Consider the following 22,053-nt stretch of genomic DNA (forward strand, 5'->3'; position numbering starts at 1 on the left):
TCACACCAGACAACCGGGCGCAGTGGCCGCATCCTGCCCTGCCAAGGCCTCGTCCGGCAAATCGAAATGATCCCGCAAGCGTTCGCGGCGCGAACTGCTGTTGCGGCGCGAACCGATGGCGCCCACATAGAAGGCTTCGGACTGCAAGGCGTCGATCAAGGCCAGGTCGTCCAGTTTCGGGTCGTGCGTCAAGGCCACCACGGCGGTGCGCGCGTCGGGGCGCAATCGCAAGACCAGGTCGTCGGGCATGTCGTGGCTGAGTGCCACCCCTGGCAGGTCCCAGGTGGCGCGACACTCTTCACGCGGATCACAGACGATGACCTCGAAGCCCAGGCCCAAGGCCATCTGGCACAGGAACCTGGACAGGTCGCCCGCACCGATCACGATCAAGCGTGCCCGGGGGCCGAGCTGGTGGATGAACGCGTTGGGGCCGAGCCGGGGCATGGCTTCGCCCTGCTGACCGGGCGCGAGCTCATTCAGCACCACCTTCCCGGTTCGCAGGTTCAACACGCGCTCGGTGCTGCGCCGCTGCTGGCACCGCGACAGCAGGTCGGCCAGTTGGCTGTCGTGCGAAATGGGCTCCAACACCAATTCGATCGTGCCGCCGCAAGGCAGGCCAAACCGGTGCGCCTCGTCAGCCGACACCCCATAGCGCAGCACCGTTGGCAACCCGGCCTCGCAGACCGCGCCCCAACCTTGCTGGCGGATGCGGTAGATGAGGTCGTCCTCGATGCAGCCGCCCGACACGGAGCCGACTGTTTCACCCCGCGTGTTGATGGCCATGAACGAGCCGGGCGGGCGCGGCGATGAACCCCAGGTCCGCGCCACGGTCACGAGCACCACCGCCTGCCCTTCGGCCTGCCATGCCTGGGCTGTCCGCAGGACCAAGGTGTCAAGGTCTTCCATGCTGGAGGCGCCGTGTCCCATCAAGCCATCATGGGCAAACGGTGCAGCAGCTTGTCGAGGGTGATGGGGTAGTGGCGCACGCGAACGCCCGTCGCATTGTAGACGGCATTGGCCACGGCCGCGGCGATGCCGCACAGGCCCAGTTCGCCCACGCCCTTGGCCTTCATGGGCGAAGAGATGGGGTCGGTCTCGTCCAGGAAAATCACGTCCTGGTGTGGGATGTCGGCGTGCACCGGCACCTCGTAGCCCGCCAGGTCATGGTTGACGAAGAATCCATGGCGCTTGTCCACCGCCAACGCCTCCATCAGCGCCGACCCGACGCCCATGGTCATCGCGCCGATCACCTGGCTTCGCGCGCTTTTGGGATTCAGGATGCGCCCGGCCGCGCAGACGGCCAGCATGCGGCGCACCCGGATCTCGCCGGTCGCGGCGTCCACACCCACCTCCACGAAATGCGCGCCGAAAGTCGATTGCTGGTACTGCTTGTCGAGGTCGCCGAACTCGATCGAGTCCTCGGCCACCAGGCCTTGCGGCCCTGCCGCGTCGGCGAGGGGCACGGCACGCTGACCATCGCGCACCAAGCCTTCCGAGAACACCACGTCGGACAAGGTCATGCCCAGCTTCTTCGCTACCGCTTCGCGCAGCTTCACACAGGCCGCGTAAACGCCTGAAGTCGAGCTGTTGGCACCCCACTGGCCACCGGAGCCCGAGGACACCGGGTGGTCCGAGTCGCCCAGGCGCACGGCCACCTTGTTGAGCGGCACCCCCATCATCTCGGCCGCCGTCTGCGCAATGACGGTGTAGGAGCCGGTGCCGATGTCCGTCATGTCGGTCTCGACCGTGATGACGCCCTGCTGGTTCAGCCGGACGCGCGCGCCCGACTTGGTGACCAGGTTGTTGCGGAAGGCGGCGGCCATGCCCAGGCCGACCAGCCAGCGCCCGTCGCGGACTTGCGCCGGCCGGGGGGCGCGCCGGCTCCAGCCAAAACGCTCAGCGCCAGTGCGCAGGCATTCGACCAACTGGCGCTGGGAAAAGGGTCGAGCCGGTTTTTCCGGGTCCACCTGGGTGTCGTTGCGCACCCTGAACTCGACAGGGTCGAGGCCCAGCTCCTCGGCCACCTCGTCCATGGCGATCTCCAGGGCCATCATGCCCGAGGCCTCACCGGGCGCCCGCATGGCATTGCCTTCGGGCAAGTCAAGCTCGGCGAGGCGCGTGGCGGTCAGGCGGTTCGGGCCGGCGTACAGCAAGCGGGTCTGGTTGACCGCGGTCTCTGCCTGGCCACCTGGTAAGTCGCCCGACCAGCCCTCGTGGGCCATGGCGGTGATCTTGCCATCGCGGGTGGCACCGATGCGGATGCGCTGGATCGTGGCGGGGCGGTGGGTGGTGTTGTTGGCCATCAGCGGCCGCTGCAAGGCCACTTTCACAGGCCGCTTGGCCGCCCGGGCCCCCAAGGCCGCCAGCAGGGCATCGGCGCGAACGAACAGCTTGCCGCCAAACCCTCCTCCGATGAACGGCGAGATCAACCGCACCTTTGACTTGGGGATGCCCAGGGTCTTGGCCACATCGCCCACACCCCAGGCGATCATCTGGTTTGACGTCCAGACCGTGAGTTGATCGCCCTTCCAGACGGCGACCGAAGCGTGCGGCTCCATCATGGCGTGTGACTGGTCGGGCGTGGTGTAAGTGGCATCGAACTGGACTGGCGCCGACGAGTAAGCCCCCATGAAATCACCCACCTTGGTATCGGGCGGGCCAGAAAAATCGGTGGCCTTCGGCGCGGGGGCGGCCTCTTTCTGGGCGCTCAGGTCGAAACGGCCGGGCGCCTTGGCGTACTCGATCCGGATCAAGCTGGCCGCCGCCCGTGCCTGTTCGAAGGTGTTGGCCACGACCAAAGCCAAGGCCTGGTGGTAGTGCTGGATCTCGGGCCCGCCCAGCAGCTTGGCCGTGTTGAAATCGCCCTGGCCCAGCTTGCCGGCGTCGCGGGCGGTCACGATGGCGACCACGCCGGGCGCTGCCTTGGCGGCCCGCAAGTCCATCGAAGCGATGCGCCCCTTCGCGATGCCAGCGCCCAGCACGTAGCCATAGGCGGCATTGGGCGCGACATCGTGCCGCTCGTAGGCATAAGGTGCCCGTCCCGTGGTCTTGAGCGGGCCATCGATCCGGTTCGTGGGTTGGCCGATGACCTTCAGTTGGTCGATCGGGTTCGTCGTGGCGGGTGTGTCGAACTTCATGCCATGGCCCTCGCTTGCGTCAGGGCTGCGGCCAGCGTGCGCTCGGCCAGCAATACCTTGAACGTGTTGTTCTCGGTCGGCCGGGCCCCGGCCAGAAGCTGGGCCATCACCGCCTGGGCCCCCCGGGGCATGGCCGCCTCCGCTGCCTCGACCCGCCAAGGCTTGGGGGCCACGCCCCCCAGCGCCACCCTGCCCGACCCGTCACGCTGCACGATGGCGGCCACAGACACCAGCGCGAAAGCGTAGGAAGCACGGTCACGCACCTTGCGGTAGACGTGCGTGCCGCCCACGGGCTTGGGCAAAGACACGGCGGTGACCAATTCATCCCGCGCCAGCACCGTCTCGATGTGCGGCGTCTCGCCCGGCAAACGGTGGAACTCGGCGATGGGGATGACACGCCGGGCGCCGTCAGCGCGCACCGTTTCCACCACCGCGTCCAGCACGCGCAGGGCCACGGCCATGTCGCTCGGGTGGCTCGCGATGCACTGCTGGCTGGTGCCGATCACCGCATGCTGCCGCGTCACGCCACCCATGGCCGTGCAACCGCTGCCAGGCTGCCGCTTGTTGCACGCCTGGTCGGTGTCGTAGAAGTAGGGGCAACGCGTGCGCTGCAACAGGTTGCCGGCGGTCGTGGCCTTGTTGCGCAGTTGGCCCGAGGCCCCTGCCAGCAAGGCTCTCGCGAGCACCGCATGGTCACGCCGCACGCGGGGATCGGCCGCCAGGTCGGTGTTGCGCACCAGGGCGCCGATGCGCAAGCCACCGTCGGGGGTCGCCTCGATCTTGTCCAGGGCCAATCGATTGACATCGACCAGGTGGGTGGGCGCTTCGATTTGCAGTTTCATCAGGTCGAGCAGGTTGGTGCCCCCCGCGATGAACTTAGCGCCAGGATGGTTGGCGACGGCGGCCGCGGCTTCGGCGGGCGACGAGGCCCGTTCGTAGGTGAAGGGTTTCATGCCTGTGCCCCCGCCACTTCGGTGATCGCGTCGACGATGTTGGAGTAAGCACCGCAGCGGCAGAGGTTGCCGCTCATGCGCTCGCGCAACTCTTCGGCCGAAAAGATCGGCCTCGCCACGAGGTCCGCGCTCACATGGCTGGGGATGCCACGCTTGATCTCATCCAGGGCACCCACGGCCGAGCAGATCTGGCCAGGTGTGCAGTAGCCACATTGGTAGCCATCGTGCCTGACAAAGGCGGCCTGCAAGGGGTGCAGGCGCTGGGGGTTGCCCAGGCCTTCGATGGTGGTGACCTGTGAGCCCTCGTGCATCACGGCCAGCGACAAGCACGCGTTGATGCGCCGACCGTCCGCGATGACGGTGCAGGCACCGCACTGCCCATGGTCACAGCCCTTCTTGGTGCCCGTCAGGTGCAAGTGCTCTCGCAAGGCGTCGAGCAGGGTCGTGCGGGTATCGAGCTCAAGGGCGTGCTGCTGTCCGTTGATGGTCAGTGCAATTTTTGCCAGGGGCACCGGCAAATCCGACACCACCGAGTGCGCCGCCGCCGTGGCCGGGGGCGTGGCCACCGCAGCGGCCGAGGCCGCCCCCACGATGAGCAAATCACGGCGGGAAATCGTGGCGGTCAGGTCGTGTGGGGCGTCCATGTCGGTTCCCGTGATGAGGTCCCCGACGGATGGCAATTGGCGTGCCGCCGCGCCCTCGGCCAGCTACTCCCGGAAATAAACGATCTGGTGGGTGCTGGCCAGCAGTTGGCCACCATCGCTCCAGACCTCGGCGCTTTGGTCGTAGTAGCCATGACGGTAGTTCAGCGCCCGCGCGCGGCCCAGCACGTGGCGCTCGGCCTGTTCCGCCAGCAGTTCGGCATCGGCGTGGAAGTAGATGGTCAGAGACACGGTGCCGATGGGCGTGGGTGCTCGGCGGCGGATGAAGATGCGCGGGAAAAAACAGTCGCAGATGGCGGCCAGCGCGGCGAAGTCGAGTGGCCTGGCCGGCTCGTCACGCACCCACAGCCGGCTGTTGGAGTGCGCCTGTTCCTGGCCATCGAAAGGGCCTGGTTGTTCACCATCGGCAAAGCGCATGTCGTAGCGCTGCACCCAGGCCGGAAAGCCGGGCATCGACACCGTGGCCAGGTCCTTGGCCGCCGGCATGCCTTGTGGGGGCTCGGCTTCGCCAGCCGACCAGGTCTTGCGCCGGGCCGCGAAGACCGCCGAAGCCGTGGCGGCCACGACGCCGCCCTGGGTGAGTTGCAAGCTCCAATGTTGCGTTGAACGGTTGGTGCGCACCGGGGTCGCTTCGATCTCGAAGGCCCCATCGGCCAACGCCCCTGCAAAGTTCACGGTCAGGGAAATGGGTTCGCCCAACACCTGAGGGTGTTGCAACACCGCGTTCAGCAGGACGGCGCTGGTGGTGCCGCCAAAGGGCCCGACCATGTTGGCGTAACCCGCGTGGGTCGCGCCGGTGAACCGGTTTTCGCCGACCGACATGAGTTGAATGGCGGTGTCCAAGGTGTGTGGCATGCAAATGTCTCCTGTCCGTGCACGAATGACGACATGATAGCTTGATGCAGAATATTATTCTGGAATCACTGCGCCATGCTCAGCGCCGATCTCGGCTGGGCCGGCTGCTGGCGGCCCACGGCCTGTTCAAGATCCCGGAGGAGGCGCGCCTGCACGAGAATCCCGAGTTCGCGGGCTGTTGACCTTCCTCATGATGATCTTCATCAACCATTCATGCAGACGGTGAGACGAACTATTGAACACTGCCGCAGCGAACCTTTGCTCCATCGACTCCTTGAATGAAACCGGAAAGAGCGTCCGAACGGTGCTTCGGATGGCTGGAAAGTCAAAAGACTCGGCGCGCTCATGAATGCGAGAACTTGACGCTTTGAGTCTCTGGATCAAGAGAGGAAGGTCATCGTGCACCATCCGTCCTTCCCGTTTGACGATGTCACCATCCACCATGACGGTGTCGATGTTGCTGACATTGGCGGAAAGCACAACGGCATTGGTTGCATTCAAGACAGGCACCATGTTGATGTCGCTCTTGCGGATCATTTGGATGTCAGCTCGTTTTCCAACCGAAAGGCTGCCAACCTCAGCATCCAGATTCAAGGCACGTGCACCATCGATCGTGGCAGCACGCAGGATGTCACTGGTCGACCAACTGAGTTGATCTGGGAAAAGCCCCTTTCTGGCCAGTGATGCGTTTTCAAGGCCTCGGACCGTCTGCAGTGCCAGTCGCATTTGCGTGAACATGTCGGCACTGTTGTTCGACACAATGTCGATGCCCAGTGCGGCCCGGCCACCCTCGCGACGAAATCGGCCAACCACCGGAAATCCCATGGCCATTTGCATTTCTGTTTCTGGCGTGGCCACCACTGAACTGCCCGCGTCACTGAGAAGTCGTAACTCCTTGTCGCTGAGTCCCCATCCATGCACGAAATGCAAGTCTGGCGCCAGCGCATTTGACTTGGCCAGTCGCTCAACGAAGCGGGTGTGCTGACTCGATGATCCCAAACCGGCATGGATGCTGATTTTGTGAGAGCCGAGAACACGTGCAAGCTTCAACTCGCGCAGGGTGTGCTCAATCGGGAACCACTCCAGTTCAGTCAATGCGGTCCCAAAGCGGATCCGCCCAGAATCTGAGAAGTGCTTGACTCGGATCGCGCGTGCCTCGTGGGCCATGCGATCCGCTGGGGAGAAAAGTCGTTGCAGGTCATCGGGCTTGTGCATCTCCGGGTTTGGGAAAAAACCATAGCCGAAAACACCCCTGGCCATCGAATCCTTGAATGCAAGAACAGCCTGCTCTGAGTGTTCCAGGCTGTTCATGATGTGGCAGTGGTCGATCAACGTCGTGCACCCGGCATGGAGTGCGTCCAGGTAACCCATCAAGATGCCGATGTAGACATCGTCGGGGTCATAGCAAGCACTGAAGACAGACCTGATTTCGGCACCGTAGTCGAGCAAGGTCCCATTGCCCATCCGGGCACGCATCTGGGTTTGCCACATGTGCCTGTGCGCATCGACGAAACCTGGCAGGACGATGGCGTCAGAGCCATCGATGATCAAGGCATCATCGACCTCGATATTGGGCGCGATGTCTTGGATTCGACCTGAATCGATCAGGATGTCTGCGCAGTGGATTTCACCGAGCCTCTCGTCCATGGTCAAGAGGTGCCCACCGCGGATCAGAATGCGTTGCTGGTTCATGAAGATGGTTGAAGCAAGGCCTGGCGCCTGAAGTGATCGAGCTGCCCGATGGGGCCGCTGTATTTGGCTGTTTCCAGCCCCCATTCACGGTACAGGGTGCAAGCCGATGTGAACAAGCGCTCGGGCGCAAGCCATTTGGCAAAAGGAGCCCTGCGGAAGGCCTTGGATTCAAGGCAGCGGCGTGCCGCATCATCAACATTGACACCTTGTGCGGCCAGCGGAGCCAATTCCGAATGCAGCCAATCCCAATAGTCGATCTGACTTTGAACATCGGCCAGTGTCGCCAATGGCCCATGCCCCGGAACAATGACGTCCACGTCCATGGCCTGAATTTGCCTCAACGCTTTCGTGATGTTGGCAACAGGCCCGGCCCAAGCCACCGGGGTCACGCCAACAAACAGGATATCGCCGGTGAACACGACACGCCGATCCGGAACATGCACGACGCAATCGCCGTTGGTATGCCCAGGCCCCACCTCATGAAGCTTGAATGCCACGCCGCCAACGTCCATGGACATCTGGCCAGAGAACGTTTGACTGGCCCCCACGACCTTGATGCCTGAAAACCTGTAGGGACGCAACATGTCGCCCATGTAACGACCAAGTGCATCAACGCCATTGGCGGGAACGCAACTGAACAGCTTGCTGCTCCACTTGAGGGCAGACAACTGCGCGGGCTTGTGGTGATGGATCTGATCTGCGCAGGCTTTCGTTGAATAGATGGGCAGGCCATTGAAAAGCTGGTTGCCCCAGCAATGATCGCCATCAGCATGGGTGTTGATGACGCCATGGATCGGGGCTTCCTTCAAGACAGCGTCGGCATGCTCCAGCATGTCACGCGTGTGGTGCAAATCCCAGCAAGTGTCGATGAGCATGGTCTTGTCACCACAGCGGACGAGGCCCAGATTGGTTTCGCCCCAGCTGCCATTGGGAACCAACCAGGCGTAGGTGTCTTGGGCAATTTCGTACAGGCCCTCTTCGAAGACCGGTATCGCGCCAATGCGGGTCGTTTTTCTACCCGTTGGGGAAATCAGTTTTACCCTTGATGCGGCAGTGCGTATCACGCGAGGATTCATGGACGAAAGTTCAGAAGCGGAACAAGTGTTCCAAACAGGATAGCACGAGCGGAACACATGTTCCACCCCCTTGAGCATCGCTCAAAAGCGTCCGCAGATATTGGCCAAATTTCCAAACTCTGCTTCGCCTTTCGCGCCCCCAGTCGCTGTCGACAATGTCGAAGCACGCCTCGAGCACTCAGCGCTCGGGGTGGGCCGATGCCTGCTCGCTATGACTGGTCCTCGCCAGTCCAACTCAGCGATTCAAGGGCGGCTGCCACATGGACCAGATTCTGTTCCAATGGGCGGGGCAGCAGTTCCTGGGCACGGGCCAGCCGACGCAGCAAGGTGTTGCGGTGGGTGTGCAGCAACTCCGCAGCCTTTGTGAGGTTCGAACCCGTGTTCAAGAATACGAGCAAAGTCCGCCGCAAAAGCGGGTTGGCAGTGGCCAGGTTGCCCAAGGTGTGGGCCAAAAACTGCTGATTGGCCTCGGCATCCCGTGTCATCAATGACACCAGGCGGACCATGTCGAAACTGACCACGCGCGCGCTGGAATGCACCCGGCCCAATACTCGCTGAGTGGTGAGCGCATCCAGGTGGGTTCGGCGAAAGCCTTCGATGCCCTGCCCACTGAAGCTGAGCGTCATCCGCACACCTGGAAGGCTTTTGAGGGCCAGGCGCAGTTGCGCCAGGTCGATGGCTTGAGCGCCGTTCGTCCAGACCCACAGCGTGGCGGCGTTGGCGATCACCGTGAGCGTGTTGCCCGTGCCAGTGCCCGCGCAGAGCGCCAGCGCTTGCGCGGCACGCTCGAGTTGGCTCAGCTCCGAATCGGCCTCTTCGCTCCAGATCACCGCCGCATGGTGGGTCTGGTCCAGCAAATAGCCTAAGCGGTGACCCGCCGCCTGGGTGCTGACCGAGGCGCCCTCCAGGATCCGAGCCACCAGCGCCCGGCGGTCCACGTGTGTGCCGCGCATCAGTTCTTCGTGCTCGGTTTTCATGAACACTGTCATGGCGTCTATGGTGGCATCCATGAAGGTCCCGATTGAACGCGAAGACACCTCCAGCAGTTCCTGCAACTCGGCCTGATCGGAGGCGAGCGCAAATGCGACGGACATCAAACGCTGCCAAGCCGCTCTTTCGCCTGCCCGCATAACCTGGAACCAGGTGTCCATGGCGCCACGCCGCACCAACTCCCGCGTAGCGCTCAGCATGTCCACGGTCAAGTGGGCCGACACGGGTGCGCCGGGATTCTCCACGTTGGCTGAGGCCCAGTGGATCATGCTCATGTGCGTCGCCCGTCTGGAGGCGGCCAGCAGCACCGGGTCTTCGGCGAACACCTTCCTGGCGCCAGCCGTCAAACTGGCTTGGTCGATTTCATCGATCCATTCTGGTGGAGCGTTCAGCGCCATCTCCGCGCCCTGCCGAAGCAACTCGCGCACTCTGGGTGAGGGCTCAGGCCACTTGGCTGGAAGCCTGTCATCTGATTTGGTTGGCAGCAAAGCGTGTCGACGTCGCATCAAAATGCACCAAGGCATGTTCAATATGGTGCATTTTATACCTTCCCTTAAGGATGATTTGTCCACAACATGGCATCTATCGTGAATTGCCGTGTTGTCAAAAAATGAGTTTCCTCAGATCCGTCCATCCCTTTCCCGCCATCGAACACATGGAGGTCCTGATCATTGGGGCCGGTCTGTCCGGCATTGGTGCGGCGTGCTACCTGCAGAAGCAACACTCGTCCAAGTCCTACGCCATCCTGGAATCTCGGGAAGCCACGGGGGGCACCTGGGACCTGTTCCGCTACCCCGGCATTCGCTCCGACTCCGACCTGCACACCTTTGGCTACGAGTTCAAGCCCTGGGTGAACGACCAGTCCATCGCCGGCGCGAAAGACATCCTGGCCTACCTCCGGCAGGCAGCGGCCGAAAACGGCATCGACCGCAAGGTGCGTTTCCAGCACAAGGTGGTGGGCGCGGCCTGGTCCAGCGCGGAAGCGCGTTGGACCGTGGACATCGAACGCCTGGACACGGGCGAGCGCCACCAGATGAGCTGCCGCTGGCTGTTCTGCGCAGCTGGCTACTACCGCTATGACGAAGGCTACACGCCGAAGTTCGAGGGCATCGAGCACTTCAAAGGGCAGGTGCTGCACCCCCAGCAATGGCCCGAGAACCTGGACTACACCGACAAGCGCGTGCTGGTGATCGGCAGCGGCGCCACCGCCGTGACCATGGTGCCGGCGATGGCCGATCAAGCCTCGCACGTGACCATGTTGCAGCGCACCCCCACCTATGTGATGAGCCTGCCATCAAGGGACCCCATTGCCAATGCATTGCGCAAGGTGCTGCCCGACACGTGGGCCTATGCGGTCACGCGGCGCAAGAACATCGCCTTGTCGCGCGCCATCTGGCGCCTGTGCCAGAAGCACCCAAAAACCATGCGCAAGCTGATCCGCTCGATGAACCAACGCGCCCTGCCCAAGGGCTACCCGGTGGACGAGCATTTCAACCCGCCTTACAACCCCTGGGACCAGCGCCTTTGCGCAGTGCCCGATGGCGATCTGTTCAAGGCCATCTCGGCCGGCAAGGCCTCCGTCGTGACCGACCACATCGCCACCTTCATCGAGCGCGGGGTGATGCTGAAATCGGGCCGCGAATTGCAGGCCGACATCGTCGTCACGGCCACGGGCCTGAACCTGCAGTTGTTTGGCGGCATGGCCCTGTCGGTCGATGGCGAGGCGGTTGACCTGTCTCGCAAGGTGGCCTTCAAGGGGATGATGCTGGACGGCATCCCCAACTTCGCTTTCGCCATCGGCTACACCAATTCGTCGTGGACCTTGAAGGTGGGCCTGCTGTGCGAGCACTTCAGCCGCATCCTGTCGCACATGGACCAGAACGGCCACGCCATCTGCCGCGCCGAACTGCCATCGCCCACCATGCCGACCCGCCCCTTGCTGGACTTCGGCGCAGGCTACGTGCAGCGTGCCTTGCAACACTTGCCACGCCAGGGGCTGGGCGCGCCGTGGCTGATGTCGATGGACTACCAGCTTGACGCCAAGGTGCTGCGCGAAGGCCCGGTGCAGGACCCCTTCCTGCATTTTGGCAAAGCCGAGCGGCGCGCGGGGATCTGGTCGGCCAAGGGCCAGCACGCGGTGGAAGCATGAGCATGGACCAATTCTGCGATCTGCCCAACGGCTTCCGGCTCTGCTACCGAACCCACGGACATCCAGATGGCGATCCCCTGCTGTTGATCGCTGGGCTGGGCCTGCAGCTGACCTACTGGTCGCCCTTGATCACCGAAGACCTGGCGCGGCGCGGCTACCGCGTCATCACGATGGACAACCGCGATGTGGGCCGCTCTTCGCGGGCCACGGGCAAGCCACCGGGCCTGTTGCGCAGCCTGTCCAAACGGATCGAAGCCTCTGCTTATGACCTCGACGACATGACGCGGGACACGGCGGGCTTGCTGGCCCACCTGCACGTCGACCGAGTTCACGTGGTCGGCATGTCCATGGGCGGCATGATCGCTCAGAACCTGGCTGCGCTGTACCCGGACCAGGTTCGTTCACTGACCTCGATCTTCTCAACCACCGGCGCTGGCCGCGTGGGCCAGCCCGCGCTGTCGACCTTGCTGCGGTTGGCCAAGGCGCCGCCACGAAGCCGCGAAGAGGCCGTGGCCGGTTACCTGCGCATGATGCGGCACATCGGCTCCACAGGGCATTTCTTGGATGAGCAAAGCCTGCGCTCGTATGCCGAACAGGCCTGGGACCGGGGCCATGGCGCCAACGCCCACGAAGGCATGGCCCGACAGGTGGGCGCGATCATGAAATCGGGCGACCGCACCGCGCGCTTGCGCGGCGTGCGTGCACCCACGCTGGTCATCCACGGCGACCAAGACCGGATGGTCGCGCCCAGTGGCGGACAAGCCACCGCCGATGCCATTCCCGGTGCAGTCCACCTCACAGTCCGGGGCATGGGCCACGACCTTCCGGATGACGTGATTCCCTACCTGGTCGATCTGATCGACGGCCACGCCGAGCGCCACTCGGAAGCGCTGAATCCATCGAGCTTGACGCTGGCGCGCCAAGCTTGAGACCTTGCCCACTGAACCCCGGAACGGCCGCATGCAAAACTTCGAGAACAAAACCATTGTGATCACCGGTGCAGGCTCCGGCATGGGCCGCGCCTATGCCTTGGAGTTCGCCCGACTTGGCGCCAAGCTCGCGCTCAACGACTTCGACGCCAGGAGCCTCGCCGAGACCGTGACCCTGCTCAAGGGCACGCCCGCCAGGGCAGTCTTCAGCCAGGCCTTCGACGTGGGCGACAAGCAAGCCATGAACGCCTTTGCTGCAGAGGCGAAAAGCCGGCTCGGCAACGCGCACGTGGTCATCAACAACGCAGGTGTGGGCGGTGGCGGCAAGCCTGTGTGGGCCATGGACGACGACGTGTACGCACGAACCCTGCAGGTCAACTTCTTTGGCGTGCTGTATGGCACACGCGCCTTCCTGCCGCAACTCCTGGCCAATGGCGAAGGCGCGGTCGTCAATGTGTCCAGCGTGTTCGGCCTGGTGGGCACGCCCAACTCGTCCGACTACTGCGCCTCGAAGTTCGCGGTGCGCGGTTTCACCGAGTCGCTGATGGTCGAGCTGCAAGAGTCACCCATCTCAGTGCACTTGGTGCACCCCGGTGGGGTCAAAACCAACATTGCCAGTGGCGTCGAGGGTGGCGAAGAATTCACCCAAAAGTATCTCAAGACCGACCCACGCGACGTGGCGGTGCGCGTGATCAGCTGCATACGCTCTGGCAAGCAACGCATTGTGTGCGGCCACCAGTCCTCACGGCTGTGGCTGGCCTCATGGGCCATGCCACTGGAGCAGCGCAACCGTGTGTTGCACCGTGAAATGAAGGACCTGCTGGATCCGGTCCATTACAACTTCCTGAACACCCATTCCTAAGGAGACCCCATGTCATCATCCCCCAGCATCATTCCTCGCGAAAAGCTCGACTTCGGTCTGCAAGGCGACATCCCCCGCTTCTGGTTCGGTGGGGATCCGTTCAAGACACGCTTCGTCGACGCGATGTCCACGATCTTTCCGGAGGGCGAACGCTACTTCATCACTTGCGTTCGCGACTTTCGGGATCAGGTCACAGACCCGAAGCTCAAGCAAGAGGTGACGGACTTCATCCGTCAGGAGGGGCAACACGGCATCATCCACAGTCAGTTCAACGAACGCCTGAAGGCGCAAGGCATCGATGTGGACAAGCTGGAAGGCATGACCCGATCGTTCCTGTTCGGCTTCATGCGCCGCTTCATGCCCAAAAAACACACGCTGGCTTCCACCGCCGCCTGCGAGCACCTGACGGCGATCATGGCGCAGACGTTCTTCGAGCGCAAAGAGATGTTGGCCTCGGCCGACCACCGCGTTCACGCGATGTACGCCTGGCACGCCATGGAGGAAATGGAGCACAAGGCCGTGGCCTTCGACGTGATGCAGAAGGTGGCCAAGGTGGGCTATCTGCGCCGCGTCTACACCTTGGTCGAAGTGACCTTGGGTTTCAACCTGCAGATCCTGATCTACACGCGCCTCATGCTCAAGTCAGATGGCTTCTCGCGCCTGCAGCGCCTGAAGATGCTGGCCAAGGGCCTGTGGTGGATCTATGGCCCAGGCGGCATGTTCACCGGCAACCTGAAGCCCTACTTGCACTATTACAAGCCTGGATTTCATCCGTGGCACGAGGCCGAAACGCCCAGCTACCACCGGTGGCTGGAGGCCTTCAACCGCACGGGTGACCCTATTGAAGCAGGCCGAGCCGTTTTTGCGGGGGGCATCTGAGCCCAACCCAAAATTCAGAGGCCTTTAAAGCCGCGGTTAACTTTTGAACTGTTTGAATGTTTGGAAGCGACTCATGTGCCTTTGTCTTGCTCGCCGCCCTTGAGCGCATCAGGCCTGCGTCGCATCGCCTAGCGTGGCCAGCATCCATTGCTGCACATCGTCGCGCCATTCGTCGTAGTGCTTCATCGCGCAATGGTCATCGTCGGGATAGAGCTTCAACGTTGCGAGCGGTGCAACAGCGGCAACATCGACCGAATCTTGCGTGCTGAGGAGTGAATCGCTGTCGCCATTGAGGACGAATAGGGGAATGCGGATGTCGCCATACATTTCCTTGAGCGTCAGCGCGTGAAGCCTCTTCCCCAAATCGGCTTGATGACGTGCACCGGTGGTGTACACCATCGCCCGCACGATGATTTCCGGCAAGCCAATGGCACCAGCAGGCGTGAACGAGCGATGCGTCGGTGCGCCATTGGCCACTGAGCACCGGAGCTTCTTGCTTCTTGCGGCGAGGCGCACCGCCCAATAGCCCCCAAAGCTGACCCCGACAAAACCGATGTTCGCGGGATCGACGCGCACGTCATTCTGAATGTGGCTCAAAACATCTTCATAGATCGCCTCAGACTCGGCCGTCATTCGACTCTTGTAGGCGTACGTGCCCGGCATCTCCATGTAGAAGTGCGCCACGGCCATCGACCGGTATTTGAGCTGCGGAATCGCCAGTTCCTGCACGGTGCCTTCAAGGCCGTTGGAGATCAACACCGCGGGCAGACGCGCCGCAGACGGTGGGACCATGGCGTGAATCTCCACCATTTCTCCGTTCGAATAGACCATGTGCTTTTCCAGCCGTACGCCGACCGTTGGCCCGACCAATTCCATGAACCACTCGAACAGCCGCCTGGACTCTCTGTACGCCTTCATTCGGCGAGGCGTCTCTCCGGGAAAGGCACTCACCTGGTAATAGGTGATGGCCTTCAACAACGCCTTTGCTGTGGCGAATGCGGCCTCTGCGACTCGCCCACTTTCTGGCGACAGCGACGCCTCAGAAACCTGTCTGGCGAACTCCCCAGCACTCGTTGAAGCAGGCTGCGCCAGCAGATCAACGAGTTCAAGAGGCAAGGTGCCAAGTCGCTCGTTGAACTCGGGAACGGCCCGAGGCGGTCCGGAGCGGACCTCTCCCTCGGCCTGTGCCGGGTCTCCAATCACCACCCGCAGTCCAGCCAGCGCAGACTCCACATGCCGGGCAGCGATCGCGTCCCAATGATCACACCAACCGGAGTCGGTGAACGATCGTGCCGCATCGAGTTGTTGCGAGAACTCATCCCGATCAAGGCCGCCCATGTTTGCGTAGCGAAGAACAAAGAGCGCCGGGAGAAACGCCCTTGCGCCCATCCGACGTGTGAAAAATTCGGTCGTTCGCGTGATCAAACAAAAAGTTGTGAACCATCTTTTCGCTGCAGTCGTCATCTCTGATCTTCCATTTTGTTGCTTGTCACTTTGACCGTGACAGCCCACGGCTTCACCAATCCGGAACAAGTGTTCCAGATAGAATAGCACGACCGGAACAAATGTTCCAATCGCTGCTGAAACACGATGACACGCCCACCATTGAGCGCCCGAGACTTGCCGTCAGACGAGCCAACCACGCCCCCTGCAAACGCAGTACTGGGTGTCCGTGAGCGATTGCTGGATGCCGCAGAGGCCCTGTTCGCCGACCATGGTTTCAACGGCGCGCCGATGCGGGACATCACCAGCAAAGCTGGCACGCGGCTGGCCAACGTCAACGATCAATTTGGAAGCAAGGAAGCTCTTTTTCAGGAGGTGATTGCCAGACGCGCCCGCCAGATCAACGCCGATCGATTGGAGCGATTGGCCCATGTGCCTGCATCCCGCAGCAAGGCGGGAGAGATCCAGTCCTTGGTGGAGGCGTTCGCTGCCCCTTTGCTTGCACGAAGCATGGAGAGCCAGGGCTGGAGAAATTACCTGCGTTTGCTTGCCCAACTGACCAATACCCGGTCGCTGGTCCTGGCATTGATCGCCGGGCATTTCAATCCAATCGGGGAGACATTCACTGAGAGGATTGGGCAAGTCTTTCCCGGCATGAGCCGCCGGCAGCGGCTGAATGCCTACCAGCTGATGGTCTCTTCCGCCATGGCGGTCTTTGCCGACAATGGGCGGATTGACGTGATGTCAGAAGGTCTGGAGAAGTCGTGCGAGTTTGCCGCGCACTATGAGGACATGGTCAGTTTCGTGGTCGGGGGCATTCTGCGGCTGGCGCGGCAGTGACCACGAAGACGCTTGCATCCCGCTAGGGCAAGGTGTCGCGCTTGGCGAAGATGCCTTGCATTTCCGCCATGTGCTCGGTTCCCCAGGTGCACAGCGGGACGATCGCGTCAGCCAAACTGCGCCCGAGTGGCGTCAGCGCGTAGTCCACGCGGGGCGGCACCTCCTTGTAGTCGGTCCGCGCCAGCACGCCATCGGCCTCCAGTTCCTTCAAGTGCTGGATCAACACTTTGTCGCTGACGCCCTGGACCAGGCGCTTGAGCTCGCCGTAGCGCCTTGGGCCGTCGCGCAGGAAAAAGAGGATCAGCGGTTTCCACTTGCCCGAGATGATGCGGAGCGTGGCGTCAAGACCGCAGGAAAAGCCGCCGGTGCCGCAGCTTGGGTGAGAAGGCGTCGTCATTTTTGATACTTACCAAAAAGTGCATACTTGTTCTTAGGTTATCAGAACCGCATACTTGTTTTCAAGCAAGCAGTTCCTTGCTTCCTGACCACCCAACCAAGGATGCATGACATGACGAGACTGAATGGAAAGACCGCCGTGATCACCGGTGGCGCGACCGGCATCGGCCTCGCCGCAGCAAAGCGCTTCATCGAGGAAGGCGCCTTCGTCTTCATCTTCGGCCGTCGACAGGAAGCGCTCGACACCGCCGTGGCCGACCTCGGGCCCAATGCCCGTGCAGTGAAAGGCTCGGTCTCCGAACAGGCCGACCTCGACCGACTCTACGCGGCGGTGAAGGCCGAGCGCGGAGCCCTCGACATCGTCTTCGCCAATGCCGGCGCGGGAAGCCAGCTACCGCTCGGCAAGCTCACCGCCGAGCACATTGACGACATCTTCGACACCAATGTGAAGGGGTTGATCTTCACGGTCCAGAAGGCGCTGCCTTTGATGGGCCCAGGCGGTTCGGTCATCTTGACGGGATCGAGCGCTGGCACCACGGGCGCCCCGGCATTCAGCGTCTACAGCGCGAGCAAGGCGGCAGTGCGCAACCTCGCGCGGACCTGGGCGGAGGACCTGAAGGGCAGCGGCATCCGGGTCAACGTGCTGTCGCCCGGGCCGACCGCGACCGAACTTGCGAAGGCAGCGCTGGGTGAGGAAGGCATGAAAGTCTTCGCTTCGATGAATCCACTTCAGCGCATGGCCGATCCGGCGGAAATCGGGGCGGCGGCTGCCTTTCTCGCGTCGGACGACAGCAGCTTCATGACCGCCAGCGAGCTCGCCGTCGACGGCGGCTTGGCGCAAATCTGATCCGCCACATCCGAAGGAGAAAACCTATGAGCTACGCCATCATTGGCTTTGGCCAGGTCGGCCAGGCGCTTGCCAAGGCGTTTGCCAGAAACGGCATCGACGTGTCCGTTGCCACCACCCGCGCGCCGGAAAGCTTTGCATCTGCTGCAGCCTCGATCGGACCTGAGGTCGTTCCCAAGACACTGGCAGAAGCCCTCACGGCGGACACCGTCTTTTTGGCGGTCCGTTTCGAGTCGCACCAGGGTGTCGCGAAAGCGCTGCCGACTTGGCAGGGAAAGACCGTCGTCGATGTAAGCAATGCCTACGGCGTGTCCCCTGAGGAGCTGGGAGGGCAGCCTTCTTCCAAGGTTGTCGCGCAGGCCTTCACTGGTGCAAGACTGGTCAAGGGCTTCAACCATTTGGTCGCAGCCGTCCTTGCCCAAGATCCGGCCGTGCACGGTGGCCGGAGAGTCGTGTTCCTGGCCAGCGACGATGATGGCGCAGCAGCGGAGATCGGTGCGCTCGCGAAAAAACTCGGTTTCTCGCCGATCGAACTTGGCGGGCTTTCGGAAGGTGGCCGGCTGGTGCAGGCACGCGGAAACAGCTGGGGTCAACTGATCTTCAAGGACTTGGTCAAGTTCGACTGATGCATGAATTGCTGCAGCCTTTGCACCATTCGGAAATCAAACGGCCTTGATCTACTGACCACTGGCGCTTCGTTGGCACGTTAAAACGGTGCCGGCATGCAGGTTGCCAGCCATGAGGCCGCATTCATCTGAAGGACTCCCATGAGCATCACCACCAACTGGTTCGCACGCGATCTGAAGATGCGGCCGGGCATGATGGCGTCGCTGTCCGGTGGCCTGGCCACCATGGGGCCGGGCGTTCCCTGTGCGATCACGGCCAAGAATGCCAAGGCCGACTTGGACGCGCGTGACATCGTCATCGCTTCGGCCAAGGAGTGGTGGGCCAGTGTCTTTCCAGCCAGGGAACGCCCTTGACGGCGCCCGCCTCGCCCCAACCCGCCCGGCCCGTGGCGGTCTACGGGGCCATTCTGGCCAATGTCGGCATTGCCGCCACCAAGTTCACCGTGGCGGGGTTCACCGGCAGTTCGGCCATGCTCTCGGAAGGCATCCATTCCGCGGTGGACACCTTCAACGGCGTGCTCTTGCTGGCCGGGCTGAAGCTCAGCAAACGGCCCGCCACCGCCGAGCATCCTTTCGGCCACGGCAAGGAGCTGTACTTCTGGAGCCTGATCGTGGCCGTGCTGATCTTTGGACTGGGCGGGGGAGTCTCGCTCTACGAGGGCATCACCCACATCCGCCGCCCAGTCGAGATGACCGACGCCACCTGGAACTACATCGTGCTCGCCGTGGCAGCCCTGTTTGAAGGGGCCAGCTTTACCATCGCCATGCGTGAGTTCAGCGCCCAGAAGGGCAATGCGACCTGGTGGCGGTCCATTCGCCGCAGCAAAGACCCGTCCACCTACACCGTGATCGCCGAAGACGCCGCCGCCTTGACGGGGCTCGGCATCGCAGGCCTGGGCATCTTCCTCAGCCATCACTACGGCATCCCCGAACTTGACGGCGTGGCGTCCCTGTTCATCGGCTTGCTGCTGGTGGGGGCGGCGGTCCTGTTGATCCGCGAGGCGCGGGGCCTGTTGATTGGCGAAGGTCTTCGGCCTGAGACCGCCGAGGCCATCAAGCGCATGGCGATGGGCCATCCTCAGGTGCAAGGCACGGGGCGCGTGCTGTCAATGTACCTGGGTCCGGATGAAGTGCTCGTGAGCATCGAAGTTGCTTTCACAAAGGGCACCGACGTCGCCCAGGCGGCCAGCACGCTCGCGGCGCTGAAGACCCAGGTGCAGGCCCGCTACCCCATGGTCAAGTGGTTCTTCATGGACGCCACCGGATCGCCCCCTACCCTTCAACCAGGAGCCCACCATGAACCAGACGAGCACCCCACCCTCCGAGCCTTTGAACCCCGGTGACGAAGCCCCACCCGGCACCCCTGGCACAGGAGAAGGCATCTGCCGCGTGTGCGGCGGCAGCGGCCGCACCGACCAGGGCCCCTGCCAGGAATGCGGTGGCACCGGCAAGGTGATCGAAGGCATCGGCGGCGCCTGAACAGGCCGGACCACCGCTCGCGATTCACCATCCACCAGCCCACCAAGACCGGCAGGCAAGGTTTTGGCGGTGTATTCCACCACATGATGGCCTTCCCATGCCTGCGCAGGAATGCAGTTTGCTGGCTCAAGTGCCATGTCGATCCACACCGTTCAGCACGTCTTGATGTACTTCTTGGTCCCGCTGTGGATCGCCGTGGGCTTTGCCGACGCAATGTGCCACCGCCGTTCGGACATCGAGCACACTGCCGGCCCCAAGGAGTCCGTCATCCACCTCCTGATGTTCGTCGAGGTGGGCATTCCCTTGCTGGCAGCGCTCTTCCTGGAGATCAATGCCCTGGTCATCGGCGTGATGCTGGTGGCCTTTCTCGTGCACGAGGCCACGGCGCTGTGGGACGTCAGCTACGCGGTCAGCAAGCGGGTCGTGTCGCCCTGGGAACAGCACATGCACAGCTTCCTGGAAATGATTCCCTTGATGGCGATCCTGTTGGTGTCCTTGATGTACCAGGACCAGTTCGCCGCCCTGTTCGGGCTGGGCAGCGAAGCCCCCAGTTTCAGCCTGCGCTTGAAGGCCGATCCCATGCCAGTGCCTTACCTCGTCATCCTGTTCACCGCCATCGCGCTGTTCTCCGCGCTGCCCTACGTGACCGAGTTGTGGCGAGGCTTGAAAGCCCATAGATCGACACCACCCCACTGAGAGGAACTCCACCATGAACATCCCGAGCGCCAGCCTTGGCCTGGCCATCATCGCGGCCCTGTCCACCACGCCCTCTTGGGCCGAAGAAACCATGCCGCCACTGGCCGCCAGCAAAGGCTGCGTCGCCTGCCACGACATCGCCACGAAGAAAGTGGGCCCGTCCTACCGCGACGTCGCCCAGAAGTACGCGGGCCAGAAGGATGCGGTGGCCAAGCTGACCCAGAAGGTGTTGGATGGCGGCAGCGGCGTCTGGGGCCAAGTGGCCATGCCACCGAACAAGGCCATGGGGGTGTCACCCGCGGATGCCAAGCAGCTTGTCACCTGGATTCTGTCCTTGAAGACCCCCACTGCCAACAAGAAGTGACTGCACCAAAGGGACGAGTCATGGACCAGCCTTCAAGGCGACGCTCCGCGGCCACCATGTCCAACAGTGCCGCCCCACTGATCGGCGCCCGACATGGTGTTCAATTGCTTGGAGGCTGATCGGATTGAACGCCTTGGCGGCTGGCGCCCAATCGCCATTGCGATGGCGCTTCACCTTTGCTGCGCTTGAACGCTCGGGCAAAAGAGGCGGCATCTGCAAAGCCGCTGGCCTGGGCAATCTGGCCGACCGTCTTGCCACTGTCCAGCAGCAGCATTTCAGCGTATTCCACACCCACCTCCGTGCGCAACTGAGGCAGCGTGACGCCTTCTTCCTTCAAACGGCGGCTCAGGGTCCGAGGCGCCATGGCCATGGCCGAGGCCAAGGCGTTCGCATCCAGCACTTGCTTTTGCTTCAAGGCCCGTTGAAGCTGGCGCTTGACTTCACTGGCAATGGGCATCGTGTCGGTGCGAGTCAAGCTTTGCTGGTCCAGCGTCGCCTTCATGAGCAGGTTCGAGGCCCGGCTTGGCGTGACCAGGGGGATGGACAATTCCTGACGGGGCAACACGATCTTGTCTTGCTGGGCATTGAACAGGAACTTGCAACCAAAGAACGCTTCGTACTGGGCAGGATCGCCCAAGGGAGGGTGCCTCAGGTTGATCACGATGCCAGAAATGGGCCGTGTCAGGAAATGGACAATGCGCGAGAACGCCATCACCACGGTCTCTGTGAAAAAATCATTGACGTCATCGAAGTCGTGCTGCCCTTCGATGACCAGATGGACTTCATCACGCAAGTCCTCCCGCCGCATGCGGAACGCGGGCATGACCAACGGCGCGTACTTCAAAGTGCCTTGCAGGGCATCACCCAGCGTGGCCGATGTGATGGCCAACATGCCGACAGGCCCATGGGTGGTCAATGGGAAATGCGCCATGAAGGTCACCACTGGCGGCGCCCCTGCCGGGCACAAACGCAGGATGTACCGCAGCGCGGATTGCATTTGCCAGCCGTCGATGGTCTGCCAGGGCAAGAAAGCGCCGGCGCGATCAATGCCGCATGATCGATAAAACGATTCGGCATCTTGTCTTTGCGCTCGGGCCAATGACTCCACCGCCTCCAGGTACTGGGCGGGGAACGTCAAGCCTTGAAGTTCGCGTTTCGAACCAGCCATGTGAAACCTT

General features: G+C 62.6%; 23 protein-coding genes. 12 read left to right on the forward strand and 11 right to left on the reverse strand.

Annotation, left to right across the window (positions count from 1 at the left end):
- The 8 genes from ACREB4_RS06670 to ACREB4_RS06705 all read right to left on the reverse strand — a co-directional run bounded on the left by ACREB4_RS06670 (position 1) and on the right by ACREB4_RS06705 (position 9,763).
- Positions 1–906: an XdhC family protein gene (locus ACREB4_RS06670; protein WP_431587423.1), complete on the reverse strand. Its 906-nt coding sequence runs from the start codon at positions 904–906 to the stop codon at positions 1–3.
- Positions 907–926: 20 nt separating this feature from the next.
- Complete coding sequence (gene paoC, locus ACREB4_RS06675) at positions 927–3,137, reverse strand: aldehyde oxidoreductase molybdenum-binding subunit PaoC (protein ID WP_431587424.1); 2,211 nt, start codon at positions 3,135–3,137, stop codon at positions 927–929.
- On the reverse strand, positions 3,134–4,090 hold the full coding sequence (locus tag ACREB4_RS06680) for an FAD binding domain-containing protein (RefSeq protein ID WP_431587425.1): 957 nt from the start codon (positions 4,088–4,090) through the stop codon (positions 3,134–3,136). Before ACREB4_RS06680 ends, paoC begins: the two co-directional genes overlap by 4 nt.
- Positions 4,087–4,734 carry an aldehyde dehydrogenase iron-sulfur subunit PaoA gene (gene paoA / locus ACREB4_RS06685; RefSeq protein ID WP_431587426.1) on the reverse strand — a complete coding sequence of 216 codons (648 nt, stop codon included), beginning with the start codon at positions 4,732–4,734 and terminating at the stop codon, positions 4,087–4,089. Before paoA ends, ACREB4_RS06680 begins: the two co-directional genes overlap by 4 nt.
- A gap of 63 nt (positions 4,735–4,797) precedes the next feature.
- Positions 4,798–5,607, reverse strand: coding sequence for an acyl-CoA thioesterase (locus tag ACREB4_RS06690; protein WP_431587427.1), 810 nt, complete (start codon positions 5,605–5,607; stop codon positions 4,798–4,800).
- Positions 5,608–5,733: 126 nt separating this feature from the next.
- Positions 5,734–7,299, reverse strand: a complete 1,566-nt coding sequence (locus ACREB4_RS06695) for an amidohydrolase family protein (RefSeq protein WP_431587428.1) — start codon at positions 7,297–7,299, stop codon at positions 5,734–5,736.
- On the reverse strand, positions 7,296–8,375 hold the full coding sequence (locus ACREB4_RS06700) for an MBL fold metallo-hydrolase (protein ID WP_431587429.1): 1,080 nt from the start codon (positions 8,373–8,375) through the stop codon (positions 7,296–7,298). The genes ACREB4_RS06695 and ACREB4_RS06700 overlap by 4 nt, the downstream gene beginning before the upstream one ends.
- A gap of 209 nt (positions 8,376–8,584) precedes the next feature.
- A complete protein-coding gene (locus ACREB4_RS06705; protein ID WP_431587430.1) occupies positions 8,585–9,763 on the reverse strand; it encodes a PucR family transcriptional regulator in 1,179 nt (392 codons plus the stop codon).
- A 212-nt stretch (positions 9,764–9,975) separates the two neighbouring features.
- Here ACREB4_RS06705 and ACREB4_RS06710 point away from each other — a divergent pair, with 212 nt between their 5' ends.
- The 4 genes from ACREB4_RS06710 to ACREB4_RS06725 are packed head-to-tail and all read left to right on the forward strand — an operon-like array spanning position 9,976 to position 14,184.
- Positions 9,976–11,514, forward strand: a complete 1,539-nt coding sequence (locus ACREB4_RS06710) for a flavin-containing monooxygenase (protein ID WP_431587431.1) — start codon at positions 9,976–9,978, stop codon at positions 11,512–11,514.
- Entirely contained in the window at positions 11,511–12,443 is a 933-nt protein-coding gene (locus tag ACREB4_RS06715) for an alpha/beta fold hydrolase (protein ID WP_431587432.1), read from the forward strand. The genes ACREB4_RS06710 and ACREB4_RS06715 overlap by 4 nt, the downstream gene beginning before the upstream one ends.
- 31 nt (positions 12,444–12,474) lie before the next feature.
- A complete protein-coding gene (locus ACREB4_RS06720) occupies positions 12,475–13,305 on the forward strand; it encodes an SDR family NAD(P)-dependent oxidoreductase (protein ID WP_431587433.1) in 831 nt (276 codons plus the stop codon).
- Between the two features lie 9 nt (positions 13,306–13,314).
- Positions 13,315–14,184 (forward strand): metal-dependent hydrolase, encoded by an 870-nt coding sequence (locus ACREB4_RS06725; protein ID WP_431587434.1) that lies wholly within the window; start codon positions 13,315–13,317, stop codon positions 14,182–14,184.
- A gap of 108 nt (positions 14,185–14,292) precedes the next feature.
- On the opposite strand, the gene ACREB4_RS06730 is transcribed toward ACREB4_RS06725, so the two are convergent.
- The gene (locus ACREB4_RS06730; RefSeq protein ID WP_431587435.1) at positions 14,293–15,648 is read right to left on the reverse strand and encodes an alpha/beta hydrolase family protein; all 1,356 of its coding nucleotides are present in this window, start codon (positions 15,646–15,648) and stop codon (positions 14,293–14,295) included.
- A 156-nt stretch (positions 15,649–15,804) separates the two neighbouring features.
- On the opposite strand from ACREB4_RS06730, the gene ACREB4_RS06735 reads away from it, so the two are divergent.
- Positions 15,805–16,467, forward strand: coding sequence for a TetR/AcrR family transcriptional regulator (locus ACREB4_RS06735; RefSeq protein WP_431587436.1), 663 nt, complete (start codon positions 15,805–15,807; stop codon positions 16,465–16,467).
- A 22-nt stretch (positions 16,468–16,489) separates the two neighbouring features.
- Here the strand turns inward: ACREB4_RS06735 and ACREB4_RS06740 are convergent, their stop codons facing one another.
- Entirely contained in the window at positions 16,490–16,864 is a 375-nt protein-coding gene (locus ACREB4_RS06740; protein ID WP_431587437.1) for a winged helix-turn-helix transcriptional regulator, read from the reverse strand.
- Positions 16,865–16,975: 111 nt separating this feature from the next.
- Here ACREB4_RS06740 and ACREB4_RS06745 point away from each other — a divergent pair, with 111 nt between their 5' ends.
- From ACREB4_RS06745 to ACREB4_RS06775, 7 genes are all read left to right on the forward strand, one after another.
- Positions 16,976–17,710 (forward strand): SDR family NAD(P)-dependent oxidoreductase, encoded by a 735-nt coding sequence (locus ACREB4_RS06745; protein WP_431587438.1) that lies wholly within the window; start codon positions 16,976–16,978, stop codon positions 17,708–17,710.
- 26 nt (positions 17,711–17,736) lie between these two features.
- On the forward strand, positions 17,737–18,336 hold the full coding sequence (locus ACREB4_RS06750; RefSeq protein ID WP_431587439.1) for an NADPH-dependent F420 reductase: 600 nt from the start codon (positions 17,737–17,739) through the stop codon (positions 18,334–18,336).
- 141 nt (positions 18,337–18,477) lie between these two features.
- A complete protein-coding gene (locus tag ACREB4_RS06755; protein ID WP_431587502.1) occupies positions 18,478–18,690 on the forward strand; it encodes a hypothetical protein in 213 nt (70 codons plus the stop codon).
- Positions 18,687–19,679, forward strand: a complete 993-nt coding sequence (locus tag ACREB4_RS06760) for a cation diffusion facilitator family transporter (RefSeq protein WP_431587440.1) — start codon at positions 18,687–18,689, stop codon at positions 19,677–19,679. The genes ACREB4_RS06755 and ACREB4_RS06760 overlap by 4 nt, the downstream gene beginning before the upstream one ends.
- Positions 19,633–19,815, forward strand: a complete 183-nt coding sequence (locus ACREB4_RS06765; protein ID WP_431587441.1) for a hypothetical protein — start codon at positions 19,633–19,635, stop codon at positions 19,813–19,815. The genes ACREB4_RS06760 and ACREB4_RS06765 overlap by 47 nt, the downstream gene beginning before the upstream one ends.
- Positions 19,816–19,950: 135 nt before the next feature.
- Complete coding sequence (locus tag ACREB4_RS06770; protein WP_431587442.1) at positions 19,951–20,511, forward strand: diguanylate cyclase; 561 nt, start codon at positions 19,951–19,953, stop codon at positions 20,509–20,511.
- 13 nt (positions 20,512–20,524) lie between these two features.
- On the forward strand, positions 20,525–20,875 hold the full coding sequence (locus ACREB4_RS06775) for a c-type cytochrome (RefSeq protein ID WP_431587443.1): 351 nt from the start codon (positions 20,525–20,527) through the stop codon (positions 20,873–20,875).
- A 100-nt stretch (positions 20,876–20,975) separates the two neighbouring features.
- On the opposite strand, the gene ACREB4_RS06780 is transcribed toward ACREB4_RS06775, so the two are convergent.
- Positions 20,976–22,043 (reverse strand): AraC family transcriptional regulator ligand-binding domain-containing protein, encoded by a 1,068-nt coding sequence (locus ACREB4_RS06780; RefSeq protein ID WP_431587444.1) that lies wholly within the window; start codon positions 22,041–22,043, stop codon positions 20,976–20,978.
- Positions 22,044–22,053 lie beyond the last annotated feature (10 nt).

Origin of the sequence: Aquabacterium sp., from assembly GCF_050725395.1 — a bacterium.
Lineage (GTDB): Bacteria > Pseudomonadota > Gammaproteobacteria > Burkholderiales > Burkholderiaceae_C > Aquabacterium.